We start from the raw sequence: 22,088 nt of genomic DNA, 5'->3' as shown, positions 1-22,088 counted from the left end.
TTGCCGCCTAATGTATGAACGCATGATACCATTGTCGGCCACTATGAAGCGAGTTTCTCGCCCCACTCGGGCACCATCTTCTGCAAAAAAACCTCATTCACCAAAAAATGGTAGAGCCCACCGTGAAAATAGCACGGGGCAAATACGCATTATTGGTGGTCAATGGCGCGGTAGGAAGCTGCCTGTACTAAACGCAGAAGGGTTAAGGCCTACTACCGACAGAAATAAAGAGACCTTATTTAACTGGCTAATGCCCTATATTAACGACGCACGCTGTCTAGATGTATTTGCGGGCTCAGGTGGACTGGGTTTAGAAGCAATATCACGCTATGCGGCACATTGCGATTTTATTGAATTAGATAATCAGGCTGCTTCGCAGCTAGAAAGTAATCTTTCTTTGCTTAAAGCAAATGAAGTAGCGTCAGCCAATGTCCATAAAGGTAATGCGCTAAACATCTTGAAGGGGCTCAACGGATCACCCTACGATGTAGTATTCGTTGATCCGCCGTTCGGCAAAGATTTAGTAGCACCTTCGCTTATATCGCTTGCAGAAAATAACCTAGTGCAAAGCGGCAGCGTAGTTTACTTAGAGCATGAGGGTACGCTCACAACACCAACGTTACCTACCCACTGGCAAGTTATTAAGGAAAAACACACCAGCGCACTGCGCTACATGTTAATAGAAGTGAGCTAATAGAACGTACGCTTAGCGTAGCGCAAAGCCGTGAACTTACCTAGAGTGCACGGCCTAGCTACTTTAAAGTTCAAGGCCTATGTTTGAGATACCCGCTTCCAGCGCGAGGGCTTTCATTTCGTCTGCTGCCTTTGCGGGATACTTAGCCTGCTCAACGTAATCGAGCAGTTCGTTTTGTACCTCTACTTCAAATTCCATAAGTGGATGACCTTTCACGGTCTCATCATCAGCTTCTTCGCTTTCTAATAAATAAGCTTCAACGCTACCTTGAGATAGTTTGCTGATCACCACAGCACCTTGGGGGTCGTCACCTGCTATTAGATTAAGCAAGCCCGCTAAACCGATGGCTGCATCAATAGCAGGGTACACGCCATAGTTATCGTGTTCGCTGGTATCCGGGGTGGCAACTTCTACTTTTTCAAGCTGTACCGCAATATTAAATTTACTTTTAGGAGACTTAAGTGTTTCCCAGACCAAGTTTAAGCAGTTGCGTAAGGCATTCGCATCACCACTTTCTGTAAGCTCACAAAAAAGCGTGTAGTTAGGCAGCATACGTTCAAGTAAAGCAGCGCCGAATGCAACGGATTTCCAGCCTTCCAAGGCGCGAACACGCCCAAAGGTATTAAGTTTTTGCTTTGCCATTTAAAGGGCTCCAGTGGCATGCATGAAATATTTGGTAACGCCATCTAACAACATTTGGATAGCAATCATAACGAGGATCATACCCATTAATCGCTCCATCGCAACTAGGCCACGCTCCCCTAAAATTTTATGAAACACGTTTGAAAATAATAAGATGACAGCGCTAATCGACCAGGAAGCAGCAAGCGCTAGTGACCAATCAACCATTCTATCCGGCGCTTGATTAGCAAGGAGTATTAGCGCCGCTAAGGTTGAAGGGCCTGCGATCATAGGAATAGCAAGAGGCACCAAAAAAGGCTCTTCACCCACAGCAAGACCACTTGGGTTGCCTGACGAAGGAAATATCATCTTAAGCGCGATAAGAAATAAAATAATGCCACCGGCAATACTTACAGTTTCTTGCTCTACATTCAAAAAGTTAAGAACCGACTGACCGCTGAACAGAAATAAGAATAAAATACCAAGCGCAAACAATAGTTCTCGTATAAGAATAAATTGCCGCCTTTTAGGCTCAATGGATTTAAGCACCGACATAAAAACCGGCAGATTACCAAGCGGATCCATGATCAAAAAAAGCATGACGGCAGCGGACCAGGTATCCATTTTTTTATTGTCTCCGATTGAGAGCGTAAGCCCAATTTAAGCGTGAATTGTAAAGTATAACCCAATATTCATGCAGATAGGTGGTTATGGCGCGCAATGGTAAACCAAGCAGAGTGAGTAAAAAACACCTTTTAACACTCGACTACTGCTCTTTATATCGATCTAAATCCGATTTCTAAGCAAAAAGCACATACTCAACATTAGTGAACATTAAAAGAATCGCTAAAAAAGACTCGAAAAATGGCAGAAATGGGCTTAACTAAAACAATAGGAAGCAGTATGCAACAGGCGTAGCAACGATAACCTTATCTAGCGTTTGGTTTATGCAATGCGTAAATAAGTACTCTCACCATAGCTGGATGTTAAGTATTTTATTCGCCTTTTAGGTAATGTCTTGTACAAAGCGCTTCTGATGTAATGACAAAATCACACAGCCTTGACCGAAGTAGAGGCCTGGTTAAAACCTAACAAAAACAACCACAATAGGAAAAATTGTAATGAGTTTGATGACGGTAAAAGAAGTGGCGGCATTTCTGGGTGTGCAAGAAGTACGCGTAGAGCGTCTAGAGCGCGAAAGCCTTTTAGTATCAAAAGACAAAGATACCGACGGTAACCCACTTTTTGATAGCGGTGACGTTGAACGTTATAAGAAACTTGCTGAACGCTTGGGCGGGATCTAGTTAACGAAAAGGGGCGACACACTGTGAAGCCCCCCTGTTTTTTTATTTATGCAGTGAAATCTTTTAGCATTCTGGCAATTGAACGAATGCCTTTTGCTGTAGCACCTACCGGCATTTCAGCGGTTGCACCACCGTGATAGGCCGCAGCCAAATCTAAATGCACCCAGCCTTCAGGCTTAACAAAGCGCGATAAGAAGCCCGCAGCGTTTGACGCACCGCCACCACCGCCACCTTTCATCGGGCGACTGTTCGCCGTGTCAGCAAACGCTGAAGGGCAACGGTCTGCGTGAAAGTCTTCAAGGGGTAATGGCCAAAAGCGTTCATTTTCTGCTTTCGCTGCTTTAAGCATTTGTTCGCGTGCATTGTCATCCAGAGAGAATACGCCATGATAATCAGAGCCCAGTGCAACCACTGCTGCACCGGTTAACGTTGCTGCATCGATAATAAGCGGTGCGCCAGTTTCCGTTGCCGCCATCAAACCATCAGCCAGTACTAAACGCCCTTCTGCATCAGTGTTAACAACTTCAACGGTTACTCCATTTTTGTAGGTAAGTACATCACCCAACTTATAAGCGTGACCGCTAATAAGGTTTTCTGCACAGCACAAAATAAGCTGAATACGCTTTTCACTGCCTTGAGAAATAGATAAGCCTAGCGCACCTGTTACCGTTGCCGCGCCACCCATGTCGCACTTCATATCTAACATACCTTCGCTAGATTTAATGCTGTAACCACCGCTGTCGAACGTGATACCTTTCCCTACTAGCACGGCATCGACGGGAGCATCTGCGTTGCCTGTAGGATTGTAATCAAGGACTAGCATTGCAGGCGGGCGTTCACTACCACGACCTACGTTATAAATACCTATCCAGCCTTGCTCTTTAAGATCTTCACCTACAGTCATTGAGTAAGTGACTTTGTCCCCACCCAGTGATTTCAGCCATTGCGCAGCGCGTGTCGCTAGGGTTTCAGGGCTAAGGTCTTCCGGCGTTTCGTTTACCAGCTGTCGAGTAAATAATAATGCCGCATACTCCTGCTCTAGCGTTGCTCTGTCAGCAGTATCCGCCCATTGGATAGAGGCAGGCTTAAGTGCACGTGTAAAGCTAAGTGCAAAGGCCCACTGTTGTTCTTTATGCCAATTACCCTTCAGCGTAACGGCAGGCAGCCCTAGACCATCTAGCTTTCTCGCTGCTTGCTGAATTACTCGCTCGTTAAGCTTGTCATCAGGTAGGTGAATAACTGCGCCTGATTCAGTGAAAGAAAGCTTAGCGCTTTCGCCCCATACAGCTTCAGCACTATTGGTTGAAAGGCTAACGGTAAATTCTGCCATCGCGTTTTATTCCTTATACATCGTTATGTTTTCGATAAGCGCTTTTTGCGCTTGCTCAAATCTTTGTTACTCTCTTTTGCCTGCATACCGCGAACATGTAGCGCGTTTCCCATAAATCCGATGCTATAGCACACGAGTACCAGCAGGAAACGCCTACGCGGTGAACCTAATTTTTAAAAAAAGGCGATACATGAAGTTTTCACCTTCCTTATTACGCGGCACCTTAATTAAAAGGTACAAGCGATTTCTTGCCGACGTTGAGCTAGACAACGGTTCAATCGTTACTGCTCATTGTCCAAATACAGGTGCAATGTCCGGCTGCGCTGAGCCGGGATACACGGTTTTTTTAAGTGAGTCGACAAACCCTAAACGAAAGCTAAAGTATACATGGGAACTTGCACAAACGTTTGATGGCCACTTCATCGGTATCAATACACACAATGCTAATAAGTTGGTGGCAGAAGCACTAGATAACAAGGTGCTAGATGAATTTTCCGATATCAGCGGTTGGAAAGCAGAAGTAACACCACCAACTGCCAATAGCCGATTCGACTTCGCGTTAACGCGAGAAAACACGCAGGGTCAAGAGCTTACAGAATATATGGAAGTAAAGTCCGTTACCTTAGCGGAAAATAATAAAGGCTACTTTCCCGATGCGGTAACCCAGCGAGGTGCAAAACACTGCTTAGAGCTAGCTCGCCTAGCGCAAAGCGGTGTAAAAACTAGCTTGTTGTTCTGTGTGCAACATACCGCTATTGAAAGTGTTCAAGTTGCAAAGCATATTGATCCAACCTATGCAGAAAGCGTACAGATTGCCGCTAATGCAGGTGTAACTCTGTTTGCCGCAGGCTGTATAATTGATGAACAAAAAATTCAATTAAATCAAATACTCCCTGTGATTTTATAAAAAATAGGTTGATTTTTTTCATTTCGCCTTCATATTTGCGCCTTGTTTTAGTGGTAGAACGCACTAATGCGTTTGCTGGTAGCCAGTCGTATAAGTGATTAAACATCTGGCAAATGTTAGAAACAACACACCAGCATAATAATTACATAGACACGATCGATTGCCTGAAGCTGTCGAGTCTGATATAGATATCGGTCCAATCAGGACAAGATGGATGTCGTAGTGTAGGAGATGTGGCAGATGCCAACAGGAAAAGAAACAAAATCCCTGGGACTATTAGCGCTGGCAGGTTTGCAGCCGTACGAGCCAAAAGCTGACGAAGAGTACATGGGCGAGGCCCAACTTGAGCACTTTCGTCTATTGCTTAAAGCGTGGCGCAATCAACTTCGTGAAGAGGTTGACCGTACGGTAACGCACATGAAGGATGAAGCAGCAAACTTCCCTGATCCTGTAGACCGTGCAGCTCAAGAAGAAGAGTTCAGCCTTGAGTTACGTACACGTGACCGTGAGCGTAAGCTAATAAAGAAAATTGAAAAAACGCTTAAGCGCATTGAAGAAGACGATTTCGGCTTCTGCGATTCTTGTGGTATCGAAATTGGTATCCGTCGCTTAGAAGCGCGTCCTACAGCTGATTTGTGTATCGACTGTAAGACCATGGCTGAAATCAAAGAAAAACAACTTCAAGGTTAAGCTAATAACCGCGAGTATGTTGATATAGAAAGCCTCATCCCAAAAAGATGGGGCTTTTTGTTAAACCTTAATTATGCATAACCACTATGTAGGGCGCTTTGCTCCCTCACCCTCCGGCCAATTACATTTCGGTTCACTCGTTACTGCTGTCGCCAGCTACCTAGACGCGAAAAGCCACAACGGCACTTGGTTGCTTCGCATGGAAGACATCGACGAACCACGCTGTATAGCAGGCGTCGACAAGGACATCCTCACCACACTTGAAGCCCATGGTTTGTATTGGGATGGCGATGTCATTTACCAAAGTCAGCAACATCCTCGTTATCAAGCGTTCCTTAACGATTTACTTGCTCAAAAGCATGCCTACTTTTGCACATGTACACGTAAGCAAATTAAAGCTATGGGCGGTATCTATAACGGCAATTGTCGAGACAAGTCAGTGTGCTCAGCCACACAGGACTGTGCACTGCGCCTAAAAGTAGATACGCCACTTGAGGCATTTGAAGATGTGCTCATGGGTGAGGTTACGCCTTCTAGTTCAAGCGCCAGCTTAAACGCCGAAGATGTACTACTAAAGCGACGTGACGGTTTGTTTTCTTACAATCTTGTGGTCATTTTGGACGATGTATTTCAGCAAGTTAACTGTGTAATCAGAGGGTGCGACCTTATTGATGTGACGCCATTGCAACGCGCGGTGTATAAAACACTTGGTTACACCGCCCCTCAATACGGGCATGTGCCGGTAGCGGCTGTCGCACCAGGCAGAAAACTCAGTAAACAAAACCGAGCAGCCCCCGTTAATAACAATACAGCGCTAAATAATATTGTGCGTGTAATGGACTTTTTAGGCTTTCCCTTTCCAATTGCATCAGAATTTGATGATATTGATTCAGCGCTTAAAGCGGCTATTTCGATGTGGGATAGGAAAAAAGTAGTGAAAACACCCGAAATTATTGTTCCACAGCATGAATCCACTTATTATAGCGAACCTTTATAGTCTGCGGAGATACCATCATCATTCATCGTGTTTTTAAATCTGTTAAGCGCGCTTTTTCAAAAGAGAGCTCGTCCTCTGACGCTTTGAAGCCAAGGACAATGACCCGTGGAGAACACGGCATTTCTCGTGAAGATGTAAGCGCAAATGCATTGAAAGTAATGTATCGCCTTAATGGAGCTGGCTTCGAATCCTATTTGGTCGGAGGCTGTGTACGCGATATTTTGATGGGTCACGAACCAAAAGACTTCGATGTGGTGACTAATGCTACACCTGAACAGATTAAGGGATTATTTAGAAACTGCCGCTTGATAGGCAGGCGCTTTCGCTTAGCTCATATTGTTTTTGGTCGAGAAATTATTGAAGTTGCCACATTCCGTGGTCACCACCAAGAGTCCGACGAAGACGAAAATCTGCCAAAGGGCAAAGCTATTGCAAAGCGTGATGCACATGGTCAGTTAGTTCGCGATAACGTATTTGGCTCTATCGAAGAAGATGCCGAGCGTCGTGACTTTACCTTTAATGCCATGTATTACAGCGTGGCTGACTTTACGGTGAAAGACTTTGCAAATGGTCTAGCCGCCATAGAAAAGCGTGAAGTTGAGCTAATTGGCGACCCAGAAACACGCTATCGTGAAGACCCAGTGCGAATGCTACGTGCGGTACGTTTTGCCGTTAAACTGGGCATGAGCATCGAAGAAAAAACCGCGGCACCGATAAAATCTCTGGCGAACCTTCTTCAGAACATACCACCAGCACGTTTGTTTGAAGAAACCCTTAAATTGTTTTTATCGGGTAAAGGAGAAGAAACCTTCTTAATGCTGCACGAATACGGTTTAATTGAGCCTTTATTCCCTCAGCTTACGCCGTTTTTAAAAGATGAAAACAGCCGAGAAATGCAGTTTGTACGCCGCGTGCTTGCCAATACCGATGAACGCATTAACAACGACCAGCGTGTTACCCCCGCTTTCCTTTATGCGGCACTATTGTGGTATCCGGTTGAAGAGCAGTCTCAACGCTTGCAAAGCGAATCTGGCTTAAACGCACACGATGCGTTTAACATTGCATCAGGCGAGGTTATTGCCCGTCAGACGCAACGCATTATGATCCCTAAGCGCTTCTCTACCGTGGTACGGGACATCTGGATTTTACAGCAACGCCTTCCCAAACGCTTTGGTCGTCGCGCGTTTCAATTGCTTACTCACCCTAAGTTCAGAGCTGGCTATGACTTCTTATTGGCTCGAGGTCAAATAGAAGGCGGCGACCTGCTTGAACTCGCCCAGTGGTGGACGCACTTCCAGCACGCTGACAATGGTAAACAAAAAGGCATGCTTAACGCACTTCGCAAAAGCGAGGGTGGCGGAAAAGGTGCACCGCGTAAACGCAAGCGTAAACCAGCAGCGAAACGAGGTCCAGATGCATAAAGAGCACGTTTACATTGGCGTAGGTAGCAACCTTGGCAATAGCCAAGAAAAAGCGCAGCGTGCGTTTGATGCCATTAACCAATTAGAAGATACTCGCGTACTTAAAACCTCTTCACTTTATTCCAGTAAGCCGATGGGGCCGCAAGACCAGCCTGATTATATTAATGCAGTATGCTTAATAGAAACGTCACTCAAACCTCACGGACTATTAAAACAACTTCAGCGCATCGAGCTAGAAGAAGGCCGCGAGCGTAAGGGTGAACGCTGGGGCCCACGCACGCTGGACTTAGACATATTGCTATACGGCAGTGAAACTATCGATACTGCAGACTTGATTATTCCTCACTACGGTATGGCTGAGCGTGAGTTCGTTATGGTCCCCTTGTTTGAAATTTCCCCTAATATGGTAATGCACGACGGTAAGCCTATTTCAGCGTGGGTTGCTAACTGCTCGCTAGACGGACTTAGTCGCCTGCGAGACTTCCAATTAGCAACAAAATCCGTATAGTTCGCCACACGATATCAACAAATATCAATCTGAGACATGTCATGAAGAAAGTAACAGTATCTGGCTTGCTTAAGAAAAAGCAGGCTGGGGAAAAGATCACCTCTTTAACCGCTTACGACGCCAGCTTCGCCAAAATGTTTGATGAACAAGGCGTAGACGCCCTTCTTATCGGCGACTCTTTAGGCATGGTTCTTCAAGGTGAAGACGACACCCTTCCGGTAACTATCGACGATATTGCTTATCACACAAAAAGTGTACGACGTGGTACCGAGCGCGCTTTCGTTTTAGCTGATATGCCATTCATGTCTTACGCTACACCAGAGCAAACCTACACTAATGCAGCAAAGCTAATGGCTGCCGGTGCTAGCATGGTAAAGATGGAAGGCGGAAGCTGGTTATGCGACACCATTAAAGGCTTAAACCTTCGCGGCGTGCCCGTATGCGGGCATTTAGGCTTAACACCGCAGTCAGTTCACGTATTCGGTGGGTTTAAAGTACAAGGTCGTGAAGCAAGCCAAGCGGAAAAGCTGCTTAGTGAAGCAAAAGCATTAGAAGAAGCCGGTATTCAGCTACTGGTACTTGAATGCGTACCCTCATCACTAGGGAAAGCAGTAAGCGAAGCCTTAACCATACCTGTAATAGGCATAGGCGCAGGTAAAGATACTGACGGCCAAATTCTAGTGATGCACGATATGTTTGGTATCAGCGCCAACTACATGCCTAAGTTTTCTAAGAACTATCTTGTAGAAACTGGAGATATGCGCAAAGCAGTATCAAAATACATTGAAGATGTGCAAAGCGGTGCGTTTCCTTCTGCTGAACACAGCTTCGAATAACGGGGTAAAATATGAAGGTGCTTGATAGTATTTCAACATTGCGCGACACCGTAAATACGTGGCGTCGAAATGGTGAAACCGTAGGTTTTGTACCCACGATGGGTAACCTGCACGACGGTCATCTTAAACTAGTTAAAAAAGCAAAAGCACACAACGACAAAGTGGTGGTAAGCATTTTTGTTAACCCCATGCAGTTTGGTGCGAACGAAGATTTAGACGCCTATCCACGCACTATTGAAGAAGATAAAGCTAAGCTTATTTCGGTGGGCGCAGATGCCGTATTTTTACCAAGTGTTGCTGAGATGTACCCGGCAGGTCTAGACGCGCAAACCTTTGTTGAAGTGCCTGGTATATCAGACTCTCACTGTGGGGCAAGTCGTCCAGGACATTTTCGCGGCGTGGCAACCGTGGTTACTAAACTGTTTAACATGGTACAGCCAGACGATGCCTTCTTTGGCGAGAAAGATTTCCAACAACTACAAGTTATTCGCGCTCTAGCGCGCGACTTGTCGATGGCGGTAACAGTTCATGGCGTACCTACCGAGCGCGAGGCGTCAGGTCTGGCAATGAGCTCTAGAAATGGCTACCTGACAGAGGCGGAAAAAAACACAGCAAGCGCTATTTTTGAAGAGATGCAGCGTATTAAAGCGAGCATTGAAAGTGGTAATACTCACTTTGCTGAGCTTGAAAATATCATGGTTGCTAACCTTGAAGCGAAAGGCTTTAAGAAAGACTACTGCCAGGTAGTTAACGCAGCTACGTTTGAAGCGGCTAACGATAGCGACAAAGAGCTAGTATTGCTAGTTGCTATGTTTATGGGTAAGACCCGTTTAATCGATAACATGCAAATTACGCGACGTTAAGCGAAAGCCACATATAAACGAAAAAACGCCCAATGCATTACTCTTAAACAGAGCCCGCATTGGGCGTTTTTTATTTGTTCGTTCTGAGAAGTTAGCTTTTTCGTTAGCGTCTAAAAGACTAACACTTGATAAGCTAACATCTATAAAGCAACGGTATCTGCTTCGCGAACAAAATCCATTAGCTCTTTCCACGCCTGTGTTTCTTTCGCGATTAAGTGCTGCTCAGCCAAAATAGCGGCCAAATCATTATGACTCGTTAGCGGGTTGGCTAACACCACGCGAAATACGGTAATACACTGAGATGGGTAATCTGGCGCTTCTAAGCGAGTACGAGATACAAATGACTTACCCGCTTCACGCTGCTGCTTTTGGACGGCAACAACAAGGGCATCAACCTTCTCATTAATAGCGTTGCGGGTTTTAGCATTCACATGCTTCAGCTTTTCCTGCACTTCTTCAGGGCACACTCGATAGGTTAATAGCGATAACGTCGGCGTAGTAGTTAATTCAAAGTCACTCGCCTTATCTATCATTTGTGAAAAGTCTTTGGCTTTATCGATGCTGCGATCAATAAGGAGCTCGTAACCTTTGCGACCAAATATATGCAGTGCCGAGTACACCATCATAGCCATACCGTTACGGGAGCCCTCTAACGTGGTAGCACCTAAATCTTTCGAGCCTGCACGCAGTATATACTGAGCATGATGTCTTACCGCGTTGGCATGTTGTGGGTCTTTAAAAAGGGCCATGCCTGCACCCATAGGCACGTACATTTGCTTGTGAGCATCAATAGTGACTGAGTCTGCTCGCTCTATGCCTTTTAGTCTGTCGCGATAACGCGCTGAGAACAACGTAGCGCCGCCCCAAGCTGCATCTACGTGGAACCAACAGCCCAGCTCTTTGGCGACGTCAGCAAGTTCATCCAGCGGGTCGACGTGACCGGTCTCAGTGGTACCGCCCACGCCAACAATAGCAAGGAGTTTATTGCCTTCTTCTTGATAGCGTTTACCAATGCGAAGGGCTTTCGCTGGATCTAGGGTTTGTTTCGGCGCAGCGACCGTTAGTAACTGCTCACGCCCTAAGCCTAGTAAGTCTACTGCCTTTGATAACGAGTAATGGCCACGTTTACTGCACATTACCCCTAAGTTATTAATATCGTAGTGACGATAAGCAGCGGCAAGGCCCGCTTTAGCCACGCCTGAAAAGCCCTTTTGTGGGCCGAGCAATTTATTGCGAGCTACCCACAAGGCAGTGATATTGGCGATAGTACCACCTGAACAGAATGCGCCTAATGAGTGTGCCGCACTGTGCAAGTGCTCATCGTAAAAGTCCTGGGGCTGGTCATACACAAGGTTGTGCATCATACCCAGCACTTGGCGTTCTAGGGGCGTAAACGCTTTAGAGGTCTCTATTTTAACCAGGTTCTGGTTAAGCCCTACCATTAGCTTAGAAAGCGGTAGGTGAAAATAAGGCAGCGCAGAGGTCATGTGACCAATAAATGTAGGCGAGTAAGTATTTACAGAGTGCGCAACGAGCTTATCGAGCAAGCTTTCAGCATGAGTAGACACAAACTCGGGTGACTCAGGCACCTTGGAGTCTGAAAAGTCTTTTTCAATTTCTTCTAACGACGTTTTTTTTGTCACGACATGCTGCGACAAAAAATCTAAGATATTGTCAGATAAATGCTGCTCTATTTGAGCCAGCTTTGAGTCTTTGTGTTCAGGTTTGGTAAAGACCCTAAACAGGTGCTCTAAACTAACTTGCGCTTCACCCACTCAACACACCTCATACTTTAAACAATCACACATTTCGCTTACATTTATTGGGCGAAATAAACAGGCGGTTTTGTAGGATACCGGCCTGACACTTACTTTTCCTTTTAGCCATTTAGCATGCTTCTTAAACAGCAGCTATTTAACCCCTATACCTCGTTGCTATAAAAAACTAGATATCGGCTAGGCTAATGCGCGTTGACGCGGTCCATTCGTTGCCAAACCTGAAACTTATCACAATACTTTCAGGGTGTGGCACTTTACATCAGATTGCAATGCTCGCCAAGAGGCAGAAACCGCCAATTCACCGTCTTATGTGAAACATTCAGACTAGTTAGTCAATTTTCATGGACACGGTGCACACACTATACCTATAGCTGCCTAGTGATGTGACCTGCAAGGATAAACCATACTTCTTTCAAATTAGTACCGCAAAATTTTGCACTCTCAACTATATTTAATTTATGAATAGTGCGAATGCGCAGTCTGCTATAGCTGTTAAGTACAGGTGTCAGCGACGTATCAGTCACTATTAGATACATTATTGCAAGGAGGTCGGTTTATGCCCATTCGCGAAATATCCGAGGATTTCTCCATAGAAGATATTGTCCCCTACTTTCAACCCATCGTTGATTTAAATAGCCAAGGAGTGTGGCGATACGAATGCTTGGCACGCCTTATTACACGAGGGGATAAAACCTTTCTGCCCAGCGAATTTCTTTATCTTATTGAACGAGAGCAACATGTAAATTCACTTGCAGCAAGTATGTTCGTTCAGTGTGCCAGTTACTTTCACGATGTGAATATTCCTTGGAATATTAATATAAGTGCCAAAGATTTGTATAACCAGGAACTTACCAACACACTTATAACCCATTTAGCGAGTTACCCAGCGCCAGAGCGAGTAAGCATTGAAGTCAGCGCATCTACAGCACTGTCTAACCCTAAAAACTTAACCGCCTTTATAGAAAAAAGTATGCATGCCGGGCTTGGCGTGTTTATCGATAATGTAGGCTCTTGCCCAGGAAATATACGGGCGTTGATGAACCTGCCAGTTCGAGGCATAAAGCTAGCGGGCGGGCTCATTAAACATTACGATGAACAAGAGGCGGTAAGAGAATATGTGGACTATTTACTGTCGCTGTGTGAACGACATAGCGTAAGCACCATAGCCGAACACGTTGAAGATGAAGCGCATTTAGAACGCGTAAAACGCTTGCCCATTCGCTATGCTCAGGGCTATGTGTTTAGTCCGCCTTTAGCGAACGTACGCTCTGCCACAGCACGGCATTAATAGGCTCGTCGTTTAGCGATATAGACGAAAAAAGGGCGAGGTATTGAAGTAAGCTCCCCGCCCTTTTATTTAAGTTAAGCTGCCGCCCAAATATTGAGAGCTTTATGCGCTTTCTTCACTACGACAATTTAGCTTCCAACAGGACTGCCCGCTACCTCGGTACTTTCGTTCAAACGGCGTCATGTGATTGTCGCCGGTGACTTCAGATAAGTCTGACACCATGCCGTAGTGTTTAGCCGCTTGCGCAAATTCCATTAGATAGATAAGCCAATTGCTTCGCACCTCTATGTTAGGGGTGATCGCCATCAAATCCACCATGGCCGCACTGCCGTGCCAACGCTTTTGAACCTGGGTCTTTTTGGGGTACGGGTTTGGGTACAGTAAAAAGTGCTGCGTCACGTTCCAGTTAGACTGTTTTACCAGGCGCCAAAAGTCATTCACATCAGCACGGATCACCCGATAGTTATCCTGCTGCGCGCTGTAATGCTCATGTTTATCTACTCGTAAAGCTGACTTATCAATGCCGATAACACGGGCATCGGGGTTAGCTCTTGCTATGTTTGCCGTACTTTCGCCAACACCACAGCAAGAGTCTAGAATAACCTCGCCGTTGAAGCCGTCGCCAGCATCAAACCACGCACTTACCTCGTCAAAGGCGGCTTGTGTATGCTCGCTAATGGGTCGCTTGTTTTCACTCGCTTGGTACTTTTTTACTAAGTCATCTAACTTATCGTGAATACCCACCTGCGATGTGGTGATTTCTCTAGAGTTACCGCTTGCCATTAGCTCCGAATACCTTTACCGGTTTTAAGTAAATAGTACGCTACGCTAAATAGCAACGCGTTGAAGCCCACTAACAAAGTAAGCGATAGTGTCACGTTCACGTCAGATACACCTAAAAAGCCGTATCGAAATCCGTTAACCATATATACAACAGGGTTCGCTTTGCTCACCCATTGCCAGAATTCAGGCAATAGCGTAAGAGAATAGAATACGCCGCCTAAATAAGTTAACGGCGTTAAAACAAACGTTGGCACCACGCTGATATCATCAAAAGTTTTGGCAAACACCGCATTAATCAGGCCCGCAGTGGCAAACAAGGTAGAAGTAAGTAATAACGTCAGCGCTATAATGCCTAAATGATGTATTTGTACATCAACGAAAAATAGCGATACCAAGGTAACAATAATGCCAATAAGAATAGCGCGGGCTACACCGCCACCCACATAGCCAAGAATGATGACCGAGGTGGGTACAGGCGATACCAATAGCTCTTCAATATTGCGCTGGAACTTTGCGCTAAAAAATGAAGACGACACATTGGCGTAAGAGTTTGTGATCACCGACATCATAATGAGACCCGGTACAATAAACTCCATGTAGGTAAAGCCCCCCATTTCGCCAATACGGTTACCGATAAGGCTACCGAATATAACGAAATAAAGGCTCATTGTAATAGCTGGCGGCACTAGGGTTTGTACCCATATGCGCAAAAAGCGCGTGCATTCTTTTATCCAAATCGTGGTTAGCGCTACATAGTTTTGTTTAAACCAACCCACGTTTTCTTCTGTGTTCATTTGTGTACTTTCAGTTTTCATGTTCTTCACCTTTTCCTGCTGTGGGCTTAGCTAGCTTGTTTAGCTGATTCAACTAAACGCACAAACAATTCTTCAAGGCGATTAGATTTGTTGCGCATACTCATTACTTGAACGCCCTTTTCACTGAGTTGCGTGAAAACTGGGTTTAGTCCTTCGGTTTTCTCTACATCAACTTCAAGGGTGTGGTCATCAATCAAGCGGTGCTCGAAACCGGTTAGCAGGTTGTCTGTGGTCGACACGCCATTTGGGGCTTTAATATCTAACACAAAGGTTTCTACATTAAGCTTAGACAGCAGCGCCTTCATGCTGGTGTTCTCTACAATGGTGCCCTTATTAATAATGGCGATATTGCGACACAGCATCTCTGCTTCTTCAAGGTAGTGGGTGGTGAGGATAATGGTTATCCCCTGACGGTTTATTTCTTCTAAAAAGCCCCACATAGAGCGGCGAATTTCAATATCTACGCCTGCAGTTGGTTCATCTAGAATAAGTAGCTTTGGTTCATGCATTAACGCACGAGCAATCATTAAGCGGCGTTTCATACCGCCCGATAACTCACGGGCGCGGGCATCGCGCTTTTCCCATAGATCGAGTTGAGCAAGGTATTTTTTAGCGCGTTCTTTCGCAACACTGCGCGGTACGCCATAGTACCCAGCTTGGTTAAGCACAATTTGCAGCACGGTCTCAAACTGATTGAAGTTGAACTCTTGTGGTACCAGACCAATGCAGGCTTTAGCTTGTTCTTTTTGCGTTGTGAGATCATAACCAAACACCGAAACACTGCCGTTAGTTTGATTAACAAGTGAGCTTATAATACCAATGGTGGTAGATTTTCCCGCCCCATTAGGGCCGAGTAATGCAAAGAAGTCTCCTTCTTGTACTGTAAGGTCGACGCCTTTTAGTGCCTGTACGCCACCTTTGTAGGTTTTGGTTAACCCTTTAATGTCCAACGCTTTCATGATTTGCCCGTAGTGAGAGTGTGACTACTAAGACATACTGACCTTTGCTATGAGCCGAAAATCAGTACGCCCTAACCAACTTTAGTGAGATGTCGTTATCTGTCGCTAACAATATATAGCCTACAAAGTGTAACCTAGTTCATGCTATTAAATGAATACACTCGCGTTTAGTGGTTGCTTTAAACAGTTAGAAAATGAGAGCGAAAAGCACTTTTTCAACCCTAATAAAAAAGCGCTGCGTACCGTTGGGGGAGCACGCAGCGCAAAGGGTAGCTATAAGCCAATAGAAATATTTACGTAGAAGTTCAGCCTTACCGCTTCCACGGTGCTGTTTGTCACTCTCTTGAGAATAAAAAAGACGTCAACAGCACAGTCTGTTTTAATCACGTTGCACCTGTTAAAACAGACTGAGTAAAGAAGCCTGTTTAGAAGCGGTGCGCACTGTGTTCGACAGATGATGTTTATTTAACACGGTATAAATGGCAGAAAAGGCACCCAATTGTGGAAATGTAATGATGGTTTAATACTAATCCACACAGACAGTACAATAGAACGCTAAGCCAGATAGAAACTCGCGTTGTAGAATGCTCTATTAATAAAAATTTCGCTCAACGCTTCTCAAATATGGCGTAAATGAGGCAAGTTTGAGGATTTTATGTCGAACTTAGGCAATAGCTTTTGTTCATAGGTATAGTGTGCGCTTTATTAGAATTATAATTGCGGGTTAATGTATGCCAAAGACAATTGCATTAGTGGAAGATGACGCGGCCATTCGCGAAAACTACATTATGGCGCTTAAAGCGCAGGGATATAGCGTAAATGCCTATGAAGACAGACCCTCTGCGGCCGAAGCGTTTAACCACACCCTACCCGACTTAGCCATTATTGATATTGGTTTGAAAGATGAAATAGAAGGTGGCTTTATGCTGTGCCAGCAACTGCGAGGTCTTTCTCAAACCCTTCCTATTATCTTTTTTACTGCGCGGGATAACGACGTCGATACTATTAGTGGCCTTAGAATGGGCGCTGATGATTATCTAACTAAAGATATCAGCATGGCCCACCTGCTAGCCCGAATTGCCGCACTGTTTAGACGTACAGATTTGCTTGCTGCTCCCACAGAGCAAAAAGATGAGCTAAAAGTAGGTGACTTAAAAGTAGATGTATCGAGAATGACGGTAAACTGGCAAAACCAACCTGTTTTACTGACGGTAACAGAGTTCTGGATGCTGCACGCACTCATCAAGCGACCAGGTCACGTAAAAAGCCGTCAACAGCTTATGGATGAGTCGAGAATGGTAGTCGACGACACCACCATTACGTCTCACATAAAACGTATGCGCAAGAAATTTGTGCAGCTTGACGCAAACTTTGATCATATCGATACCGTGTACGGTATGGGGTATCGCTGGCAGCTTTAAAGTACGTGGGTTTAACGCTGTGTATCATCAGTAAAAAATAGAGGCAACCGGCTACACACATGGGATTTCGCTTTTCTATCCGCCTTCAGCTTATGGTGCTGTCGTTGTTCCTATTCACCATTCCCTACTTGGGCTATAACTATGTGTGGGAGCTTGAACAATACCTTAGAAATGGTCAAGAGCAGACCATGATAGGTACGGCGCGAGCCGTCGCCACTGCGCTTCACGAGCGACCAGCTTTATTTGATAGTCAATCAGCTTATCTTCAAGACGTACGCCCCGGTACAGACCTTTACGCGCCGCCTATTCCTTATCCTATTCAGCTAGATGGCGAACTTAACGACTGGCAGCAAGTTAGTGAGTTGATGAGCGAGTATGGCAGTGATGAAATCATTGAGTATTACAACGGCTTTGCTGGCGAACCCACTAGCCTGTCTTTTAAGCATATGGTGGGACGCTACGGACAATTTTTGTATGCCATGTTTGAAGTGAGCGATGACGTGCTGTTATGGCGGCAACCTAATAGCTTAAGTGTAGAAACGGGCGACCATTTACTTATCGGCATGGAAACCCCAGAGGGCGAACTAGCAAGATACGTTGTTGCGCCCTATGAAAGTGGCTGGGTAAATGCGTACAAACTTGCTAGCAACACGTCTACAACGCGGGCAATAGAGAACGCCCTTTCAATTCAAGGTCGCTGGCAGGAAACCGCCACTGGCTACAATGTTGAATTGCGCTTTCCGCTGTCTATGACCACAGGCGGCTTAGCATTTTCACTTGTCGATGTTGATAATGAAGACAGCAGGTTGAAGCAATACGCGCTCGGCACGGCAAATACAAAAGAACTCGCTGAACTGGGAACTGTCATAACACCCTCCCCTGAAATTGAGCGTATTTTGGCAGGCTTGAAATATGCCGATTCTAGGGTGTGGGTTGTGGACAAGCACAAACGCGTGCTCGCTCGCGCTGGTGATATTCAATCGGCTACAGGCATTAAAGTCGATGAAAAAGAAGCCCCATCTAATGCGGTATGGCATTGGATAGAAAGTGAGTGGTTACTTCCACTTTACTACCAAATTCTTACGCGCCCACCTGCCGACTTTATCGATGAGTTAGACGATGCCTACGCACTCGTGGGGCAGGATTTAGGTACGGCGTTAAATGGTCAACCAGACTCACTGTGGCGTTTGTCTCCCGATAACAAAGCTATTGTACTTTCTGCTGCTTACCCCATTTTTATTGAAGGCAATGTAATGGGGGCGGTAATTGTAGAACAGACAACCAATGGCATTCGCACATTGCGAAACCGAGCCCTAGAACAACTTTTCCACGTTATTTTAGCAGTAATGACCATAGGTACATTGGGGTTACTGCTATTCGCTACGCGAATTTCAAATCGTATCCGTTCCCTTCGCGATAACACCGAGGCTGTCATTGATGACAATGGTAAAATTATTGGCACATTGCCGGTATCGAATCAACGTGATGAAATTGGCGATTTATCCCGTTCATTTGCGGACGTTCTTTCACGCTTACAGCAATACAACTCTTATCTAGAGAACATGGCCTCTCGTTTGTCTCATGAGCTTAGAACACCTATCGCTGTGGTGAAGTCATCGTTAGACATGCTTTCTCACGTTAATGACGCTGATCAACAAGCAGTATTTGTTGAAAGGGCTCAGTCGGGCGTAAATCGCCTAAGTACCATATTAAACAGTATGAGTGAGGCAACGCGATTAGAGCAGGCGATTGAGCAGGAAGACCTAGAAACCTTCAATATTATTAAGGTGATTGACGGATGTGTTCAGGGCTATCAGCACGCTTATGCGCAAAGAAAATGGACCTTTATATCTACTGATAATAGTTTGCTTATTAAGGGGTCACCTGAACTTATTGCCCAGCTTTTCGATAAAATCGTGTCAAACGCTGTGGACTTCAGCAAAGACAATGATGAAATTATCGTCAAACTCGAAAAGCACGAAAAAACTGTTCAATTGTCGGTGAGTAACCCTGGGCCTTTACTACCCAAAGGAATGAAGAGTCAGCTTACCCAATCCATGGTATCGGTAAGAAAAGAAAATGACGTGCAAAACGCGACTAACTCTCCTCATTTAGGATTAGGACTTTATATTGCGAACATGATAGCCACTTTTCATAAAGGTCAGCTCTTATTAAATGACAGAGGAGATGGCACGGGTGTCATCGTTACCGTTACTCTGCCGCTTTAATTCTGATATAAGCTATTTTTGGCAAAGTTACTTGTTATAAATAGTCGGAGAATCTAATAGCAAAGCAAAAGTCTCTCCTCATGAGACGTCCTTTTTGTTAAATGGCAGGCTATCTTACAAAAGCAACTGGCCGAAATATAAAGAGAATTTGAATTAAGCATTACTTAAGACTCTTTCAAACATATCAAATGAGAATGTTTATTATTTATATTTACATTGCTTTGCATATCTCATAGACTTCGTCCTCCTTACACACACTCAAGGGAAACAGGATGAAAAACACTAAATTAACTATGGGCGCACAAACCATTGCCGCTGCACTGGCATTTGGCAGCAGCGCAGTTATGGCCCAGGAAGAAGTAGAAACGTGTAATGACACTACTTCAGCAGAATGTGAGGCCGTAACTGACGAAGCAATAGAACTGATTAAAATTCACGGCGTACAACAATCTATCTACCGCTACAATAAATCTGGCGATCCTCGTCGCCTAGCAGATCTTGTTGACACACCACAAACCATTAGCGTTCTTACCCAAGACCAAATTCAAGAAAGTGGTAGAACAGATCTTAAAGACATTCTACAGGCACAAGCTGGTGTAACTTTAGGTACAGGTGAGAATGGTAATGCTTTTGGTGACCGCTATATTATTCGTGGCCACGAAGCACGCAGTGATGTATTCGTTGATGGTCTTCGCGACCCAGGTATGACAACCCGTGAAAGCTTCGCTACCGAACGCGTTGAAATAACCAAAGGCCCTAGTTCTACTTTTGCCGGTCGCGGTTCTTCAGGTGGTGCGGTTAACTCTATCACCAAAAAGGCGTCTACCGCTTATAACTTCGGCCGTATTGATGCCGCAGTAGGTACCGACGAGCACAAGCGAGTAACCGTTGATTTAAACAAAACGCTGACTGAAACCAGCGCTGTGCGCTTAAATGGCCTTTATTCTTCTGAAGATAAACCTGGCCGTGAAGGCATTGAACGTGATCGTGAAGGTGTGCAGCTTTCATATGTGAATCAGCCTACTGACCGCTTGTCTTTTACTGGCGATATTTATTACCTGAACGCTGAAGACATTCCTGACTTAGGTAGCTATTACGACAGCGAAGCCGGTTATCCGCTAGAAGATATTCCTGTATATGCACAAGACGAGGACTTCCAAAACTCGGAAGTGACCACATTCACCTTGCGTACTGAATATGATATTAGCGATAACGTGCGTTTTTATAACGCCACCCGTGTAGGTAAAACGGAAAACGAATACATTACAACGGGTATGCGTGGTACAAACCGTGATGCGACAGACCCTACTGCCCCAGGTGCTTACACCCTATCGCTAAGCAACCACCAAGGTTGGCAGGAAGTTGACTACGTAACTACCCAGTTTAACCTATTCTGGGATACGGCTTTTGCAGGTATTGATCACCGCTTTGTATTCGGTTTTGAATACACCGACGAATCGGTAGACAATGGCGTATTCAATATGGATTACACTAATCCATCGAACTGTTTAACTAGCGGCCGCCGCGGTGTATCTGAAAGTTACTGCCTATTAGATGGCAGTGGCAATGAAGTTGATAACATTAGTTCGTTGATGGGCAAAGCCTTCACACGTGGTGACGTGGATGCGCTATTCGACATTGAAACTTACTCACTATACGTTATGGACACCTTTGAGCTGACCGATAACTTTAATGTTTTCGCAGGCTTGCGTGTAGATAGCTACGACTATACTAATGCGACGTCGGGTCGTGGTGGTGATCAAGTGTACGCCTTCGAAGATGAGCTCTACAACGGTCACTTAGGGCTAGTGTACGATGTGACCGAAAACGGTAACATCTACGCTTCGTATAGCACGGCAACCAACATAAACGGCGGTGAATCAGATCTTGGTGCTAACTGTGGTTATGGCGGTATTTGTGGTACGCCCGAGCAAGCATCTCAAGCTGACCCTGAGCAAGTAGAAAACATCGAACTTGGCACCAAATGGTCACTGTTTAATGAAAAACTTGTCGCAAATGCAGCGCTATTCCGCATCACTAAGAGCGACGTACACGAGAGTGTAGGTGATGCCTACTCAACGCTTGGTACATTAAACACCGGTGAAAACCGCGTAGAAGGTATTGAGTTCGGTTTAAGCGGTGATATTACCGATAAGCTAAGTATCCAAGCATCTGCTGCATTTATGGATTCTGAGATTCTTGAGTCTTACAGCGAAGATAACATCGGTCTTGCGCTAAGTAACTTCGCAGACGAAAGCTTCTACATACAAATGCGCTATCAGCCCAATGAGAAGTTTGCCTTTGGTGGAGACTACAGCTACCAGTCAGAAATGTACGGCGGCCAACCAGATACTGCAGCTGGCTATAGCGCTGAAACCGGAGAGTACTCTATTGTAGTTCCTGATTATCAAGTGGTTAATCTATTCGCCAACTACTATCACTCAGAGTCACTAACTTTCCGTGTTAACATTGGAAACTTGTTTGACGAAGAATACTGGACGGCAGCCTACCGTTCTGGCGCCTTCATGTATATCGGTGATGGTCGCAACATTACAGGTACCGTTAGCTACGAATTTTAATGCTAGCATGACCTAGGCAGGCAACTGCCTAGGTCTTTTTATATTAAAAACACTCTTACAAGCGTT

20 protein-coding genes are annotated in these 22,088 nt (G+C 45.2%); 13 read left to right on the top strand and 7 right to left on the bottom strand.

The genetic code is table 11. The annotated features are described in order from the left end of the window. Positions 1 to 22: 22 nt before the first annotated feature. Positions 23 to 694, top strand: a complete 672-nt coding sequence (gene rsmD, locus ACXAFM_RS11405; RefSeq protein ID WP_474829560.1) for a 16S rRNA (guanine(966)-N(2))-methyltransferase RsmD — start codon at positions 23 to 25, stop codon at positions 692 to 694. A gap of 63 nt (positions 695 to 757) precedes the next feature. Here the strand turns inward: rsmD and ACXAFM_RS11400 are convergent, their stop codons facing one another. Both ACXAFM_RS11400 and ACXAFM_RS11395 read right to left on the bottom strand, forming a co-directional pair. Continuing rightward, complete coding sequence (locus ACXAFM_RS11400; protein WP_474829558.1) at positions 758 to 1,336, bottom strand: YjaG family protein; 579 nt, start codon at positions 1,334 to 1,336, stop codon at positions 758 to 760. Further along, on the bottom strand, positions 1,337 to 1,939 hold the full coding sequence (locus ACXAFM_RS11395) for a YhgN family NAAT transporter (protein ID WP_118491750.1): 603 nt from the start codon (positions 1,937 to 1,939) through the stop codon (positions 1,337 to 1,339). 497 nt (positions 1,940 to 2,436) lie between these two features. Between ACXAFM_RS11395 and ACXAFM_RS11390 the strand changes: the two genes are divergently transcribed. Further along, on the top strand, positions 2,437 to 2,619 hold the full coding sequence (locus ACXAFM_RS11390) for a helix-turn-helix domain-containing protein (RefSeq protein WP_118491748.1): 183 nt from the start codon (positions 2,437 to 2,439) through the stop codon (positions 2,617 to 2,619). A gap of 46 nt (positions 2,620 to 2,665) precedes the next feature. On the opposite strand, the gene pepB is transcribed toward ACXAFM_RS11390, so the two are convergent. After that, complete coding sequence (pepB, locus tag ACXAFM_RS11385) at positions 2,666 to 3,949, bottom strand: aminopeptidase PepB (protein ID WP_474829555.1); 1,284 nt, start codon at positions 3,947 to 3,949, stop codon at positions 2,666 to 2,668. Between the two features lie 190 nt (positions 3,950 to 4,139). On the opposite strand from pepB, the gene sfsA reads away from it, so the two are divergent. The 7 genes from sfsA to panC all read left to right on the top strand — a co-directional run bounded on the left by sfsA (position 4,140) and on the right by panC (position 10,171). Next, positions 4,140 to 4,856: a DNA/RNA nuclease SfsA gene (sfsA, locus tag ACXAFM_RS11380; protein ID WP_474829553.1), complete on the top strand. Its 717-nt coding sequence runs from the start codon at positions 4,140 to 4,142 to the stop codon at positions 4,854 to 4,856. 240 nt (positions 4,857 to 5,096) lie between these two features. Continuing rightward, a complete protein-coding gene (dksA, locus tag ACXAFM_RS11375) occupies positions 5,097 to 5,546 on the top strand; it encodes an RNA polymerase-binding protein DksA (RefSeq protein ID WP_474829551.1) in 450 nt (149 codons plus the stop codon). A 73-nt stretch (positions 5,547 to 5,619) separates the two neighbouring features. Continuing rightward, positions 5,620 to 6,543 carry a tRNA glutamyl-Q(34) synthetase GluQRS gene (gene gluQRS, locus ACXAFM_RS11370; RefSeq protein ID WP_474829549.1) on the top strand — a complete coding sequence of 308 codons (924 nt, stop codon included), beginning with the start codon at positions 5,620 to 5,622 and terminating at the stop codon, positions 6,541 to 6,543. Positions 6,544 to 6,641: 98 nt separating this feature from the next. Further along, a complete protein-coding gene (pcnB, locus tag ACXAFM_RS11365) occupies positions 6,642 to 7,964 on the top strand; it encodes a polynucleotide adenylyltransferase PcnB (protein WP_474829547.1) in 1,323 nt (440 codons plus the stop codon). After that, the gene (folK, locus tag ACXAFM_RS11360; protein WP_474829545.1) at positions 7,957 to 8,472 is read left to right on the top strand and encodes a 2-amino-4-hydroxy-6-hydroxymethyldihydropteridine diphosphokinase; all 516 of its coding nucleotides are present in this window, start codon (positions 7,957 to 7,959) and stop codon (positions 8,470 to 8,472) included. Before pcnB ends, folK begins: the two co-directional genes overlap by 8 nt. 41 nt (positions 8,473 to 8,513) lie before the next feature. Continuing rightward, positions 8,514 to 9,308, top strand: coding sequence for a 3-methyl-2-oxobutanoate hydroxymethyltransferase (panB, locus tag ACXAFM_RS11355; RefSeq protein WP_014980494.1), 795 nt, complete (start codon positions 8,514 to 8,516; stop codon positions 9,306 to 9,308). 11 nt (positions 9,309 to 9,319) lie between these two features. Further along, positions 9,320 to 10,171 (top strand): pantoate--beta-alanine ligase, encoded by an 852-nt coding sequence (panC, locus tag ACXAFM_RS11350; RefSeq protein WP_474829543.1) that lies wholly within the window; start codon positions 9,320 to 9,322, stop codon positions 10,169 to 10,171. 140 nt (positions 10,172 to 10,311) lie between these two features. Here panC and panP read toward each other — a convergent pair whose 3' ends face one another. Then, entirely contained in the window at positions 10,312 to 11,946 is a 1,635-nt protein-coding gene (gene panP, locus ACXAFM_RS11345) for a pyridoxal-dependent aspartate 1-decarboxylase PanP (protein ID WP_474829541.1), read from the bottom strand. A 559-nt stretch (positions 11,947 to 12,505) separates the two neighbouring features. Between panP and ACXAFM_RS11340 the strand changes: the two genes are divergently transcribed. After that, on the top strand, positions 12,506 to 13,237 hold the full coding sequence (locus ACXAFM_RS11340; RefSeq protein ID WP_474829539.1) for an EAL domain-containing protein: 732 nt from the start codon (positions 12,506 to 12,508) through the stop codon (positions 13,235 to 13,237). A 102-nt stretch (positions 13,238 to 13,339) separates the two neighbouring features. Here ACXAFM_RS11340 and trmB read toward each other — a convergent pair whose 3' ends face one another. Genes trmB through ACXAFM_RS11325 form a run of 3 tightly spaced genes read right to left on the bottom strand, consistent with a single transcriptional unit; the run spans position 13,340 to position 15,794 of the window. Then, positions 13,340 to 14,020: a tRNA (guanine(46)-N(7))-methyltransferase TrmB gene (trmB, locus tag ACXAFM_RS11335; protein WP_474829537.1), complete on the bottom strand. Its 681-nt coding sequence runs from the start codon at positions 14,018 to 14,020 to the stop codon at positions 13,340 to 13,342. Then, entirely contained in the window at positions 14,020 to 14,835 is an 816-nt protein-coding gene (locus ACXAFM_RS11330; RefSeq protein WP_474829535.1) for an ABC transporter permease, read from the bottom strand. The genes trmB and ACXAFM_RS11330 overlap by 1 nt, the downstream gene beginning before the upstream one ends. A gap of 26 nt (positions 14,836 to 14,861) precedes the next feature. Then, the gene (locus ACXAFM_RS11325; RefSeq protein ID WP_474829533.1) at positions 14,862 to 15,794 is read right to left on the bottom strand and encodes an ABC transporter ATP-binding protein; all 933 of its coding nucleotides are present in this window, start codon (positions 15,792 to 15,794) and stop codon (positions 14,862 to 14,864) included. A 731-nt stretch (positions 15,795 to 16,525) separates the two neighbouring features. Here ACXAFM_RS11325 and pdsR point away from each other — a divergent pair. The 3 genes from pdsR to ACXAFM_RS11310 all read left to right on the top strand — a co-directional run bounded on the left by pdsR (position 16,526) and on the right by ACXAFM_RS11310 (position 22,022). Then, positions 16,526 to 17,215: a proteobacterial dedicated sortase system response regulator gene (gene pdsR, locus ACXAFM_RS11320; RefSeq protein WP_474829531.1), complete on the top strand. Its 690-nt coding sequence runs from the start codon at positions 16,526 to 16,528 to the stop codon at positions 17,213 to 17,215. A 59-nt stretch (positions 17,216 to 17,274) separates the two neighbouring features. Beyond that, on the top strand, positions 17,275 to 19,443 hold the full coding sequence (gene pdsS / locus ACXAFM_RS11315; protein ID WP_474829529.1) for a proteobacterial dedicated sortase system histidine kinase: 2,169 nt from the start codon (positions 17,275 to 17,277) through the stop codon (positions 19,441 to 19,443). A gap of 272 nt (positions 19,444 to 19,715) precedes the next feature. Then, a complete protein-coding gene (locus ACXAFM_RS11310; RefSeq protein ID WP_474829527.1) occupies positions 19,716 to 22,022 on the top strand; it encodes a TonB-dependent receptor in 2,307 nt (768 codons plus the stop codon). Positions 22,023 to 22,088: the final 66 nt, after the last annotated feature.

The sequence above is a fragment of the Alteromonas sp. ABD4_190 genome (assembly GCF_056160105.1).
The sequence above is the reverse complement of the archived record's forward strand: the minus strand, read 5'-3'. Positions and strand labels throughout refer to the sequence as shown.

What these genes read in the sequence shown, in the direction of transcription:
- rsmD (WP_474829560.1), top strand. Translation starts at nt 23, where the DNA reads ATGATACCATTGTCGGCCACTATGAAGCGAGTTTCTCGCCCCACTCGG.
- ACXAFM_RS11400 (WP_474829558.1), bottom strand. Translation starts at nt 1,336, where the DNA reads ATGGCAAAGCAAAAACTTAATACCTTTGGGCGTGTTCGCGCCTTGGAA.
- ACXAFM_RS11395 (WP_118491750.1), bottom strand. Translation starts at nt 1,939, where the DNA reads ATGGATACCTGGTCCGCTGCCGTCATGCTTTTTTTGATCATGGATCCG.
- ACXAFM_RS11390 (WP_118491748.1), top strand. Translation starts at nt 2,437, where the DNA reads ATGAGTTTGATGACGGTAAAAGAAGTGGCGGCATTTCTGGGTGTGCAA.
- pepB (WP_474829555.1), bottom strand. Translation starts at nt 3,949, where the DNA reads ATGGCAGAATTTACCGTTAGCCTTTCAACCAATAGTGCTGAAGCTGTA.
- sfsA (WP_474829553.1), top strand. Translation starts at nt 4,140, where the DNA reads ATGAAGTTTTCACCTTCCTTATTACGCGGCACCTTAATTAAAAGGTAC.
- dksA (WP_474829551.1), top strand. Translation starts at nt 5,097, where the DNA reads ATGCCAACAGGAAAAGAAACAAAATCCCTGGGACTATTAGCGCTGGCA.
- gluQRS (WP_474829549.1), top strand. Translation starts at nt 5,620, where the DNA reads ATGCATAACCACTATGTAGGGCGCTTTGCTCCCTCACCCTCCGGCCAA.
- pcnB (WP_474829547.1), top strand. Translation starts at nt 6,642, where the DNA reads ATGACCCGTGGAGAACACGGCATTTCTCGTGAAGATGTAAGCGCAAAT.
- folK (WP_474829545.1), top strand. Translation starts at nt 7,957, where the DNA reads ATGCATAAAGAGCACGTTTACATTGGCGTAGGTAGCAACCTTGGCAAT.
- panB (WP_014980494.1), top strand. Translation starts at nt 8,514, where the DNA reads ATGAAGAAAGTAACAGTATCTGGCTTGCTTAAGAAAAAGCAGGCTGGG.
- panC (WP_474829543.1), top strand. Translation starts at nt 9,320, where the DNA reads ATGAAGGTGCTTGATAGTATTTCAACATTGCGCGACACCGTAAATACG.
- ACXAFM_RS11340 (WP_474829539.1), top strand. Translation starts at nt 12,506, where the DNA reads ATGCCCATTCGCGAAATATCCGAGGATTTCTCCATAGAAGATATTGTC.
- trmB (WP_474829537.1), bottom strand. Translation starts at nt 14,020, where the DNA reads ATGGCAAGCGGTAACTCTAGAGAAATCACCACATCGCAGGTGGGTATT.
- ACXAFM_RS11330 (WP_474829535.1), bottom strand. Translation starts at nt 14,835, where the DNA reads ATGAAAACTGAAAGTACACAAATGAACACAGAAGAAAACGTGGGTTGG.
- ACXAFM_RS11325 (WP_474829533.1), bottom strand. Translation starts at nt 15,794, where the DNA reads ATGAAAGCGTTGGACATTAAAGGGTTAACCAAAACCTACAAAGGTGGC.
- pdsR (WP_474829531.1), top strand. Translation starts at nt 16,526, where the DNA reads ATGCCAAAGACAATTGCATTAGTGGAAGATGACGCGGCCATTCGCGAA.
- pdsS (WP_474829529.1), top strand. Translation starts at nt 17,275, where the DNA reads ATGGGATTTCGCTTTTCTATCCGCCTTCAGCTTATGGTGCTGTCGTTG.
- ACXAFM_RS11310 (WP_474829527.1), top strand. Translation starts at nt 19,716, where the DNA reads ATGAAAAACACTAAATTAACTATGGGCGCACAAACCATTGCCGCTGCA.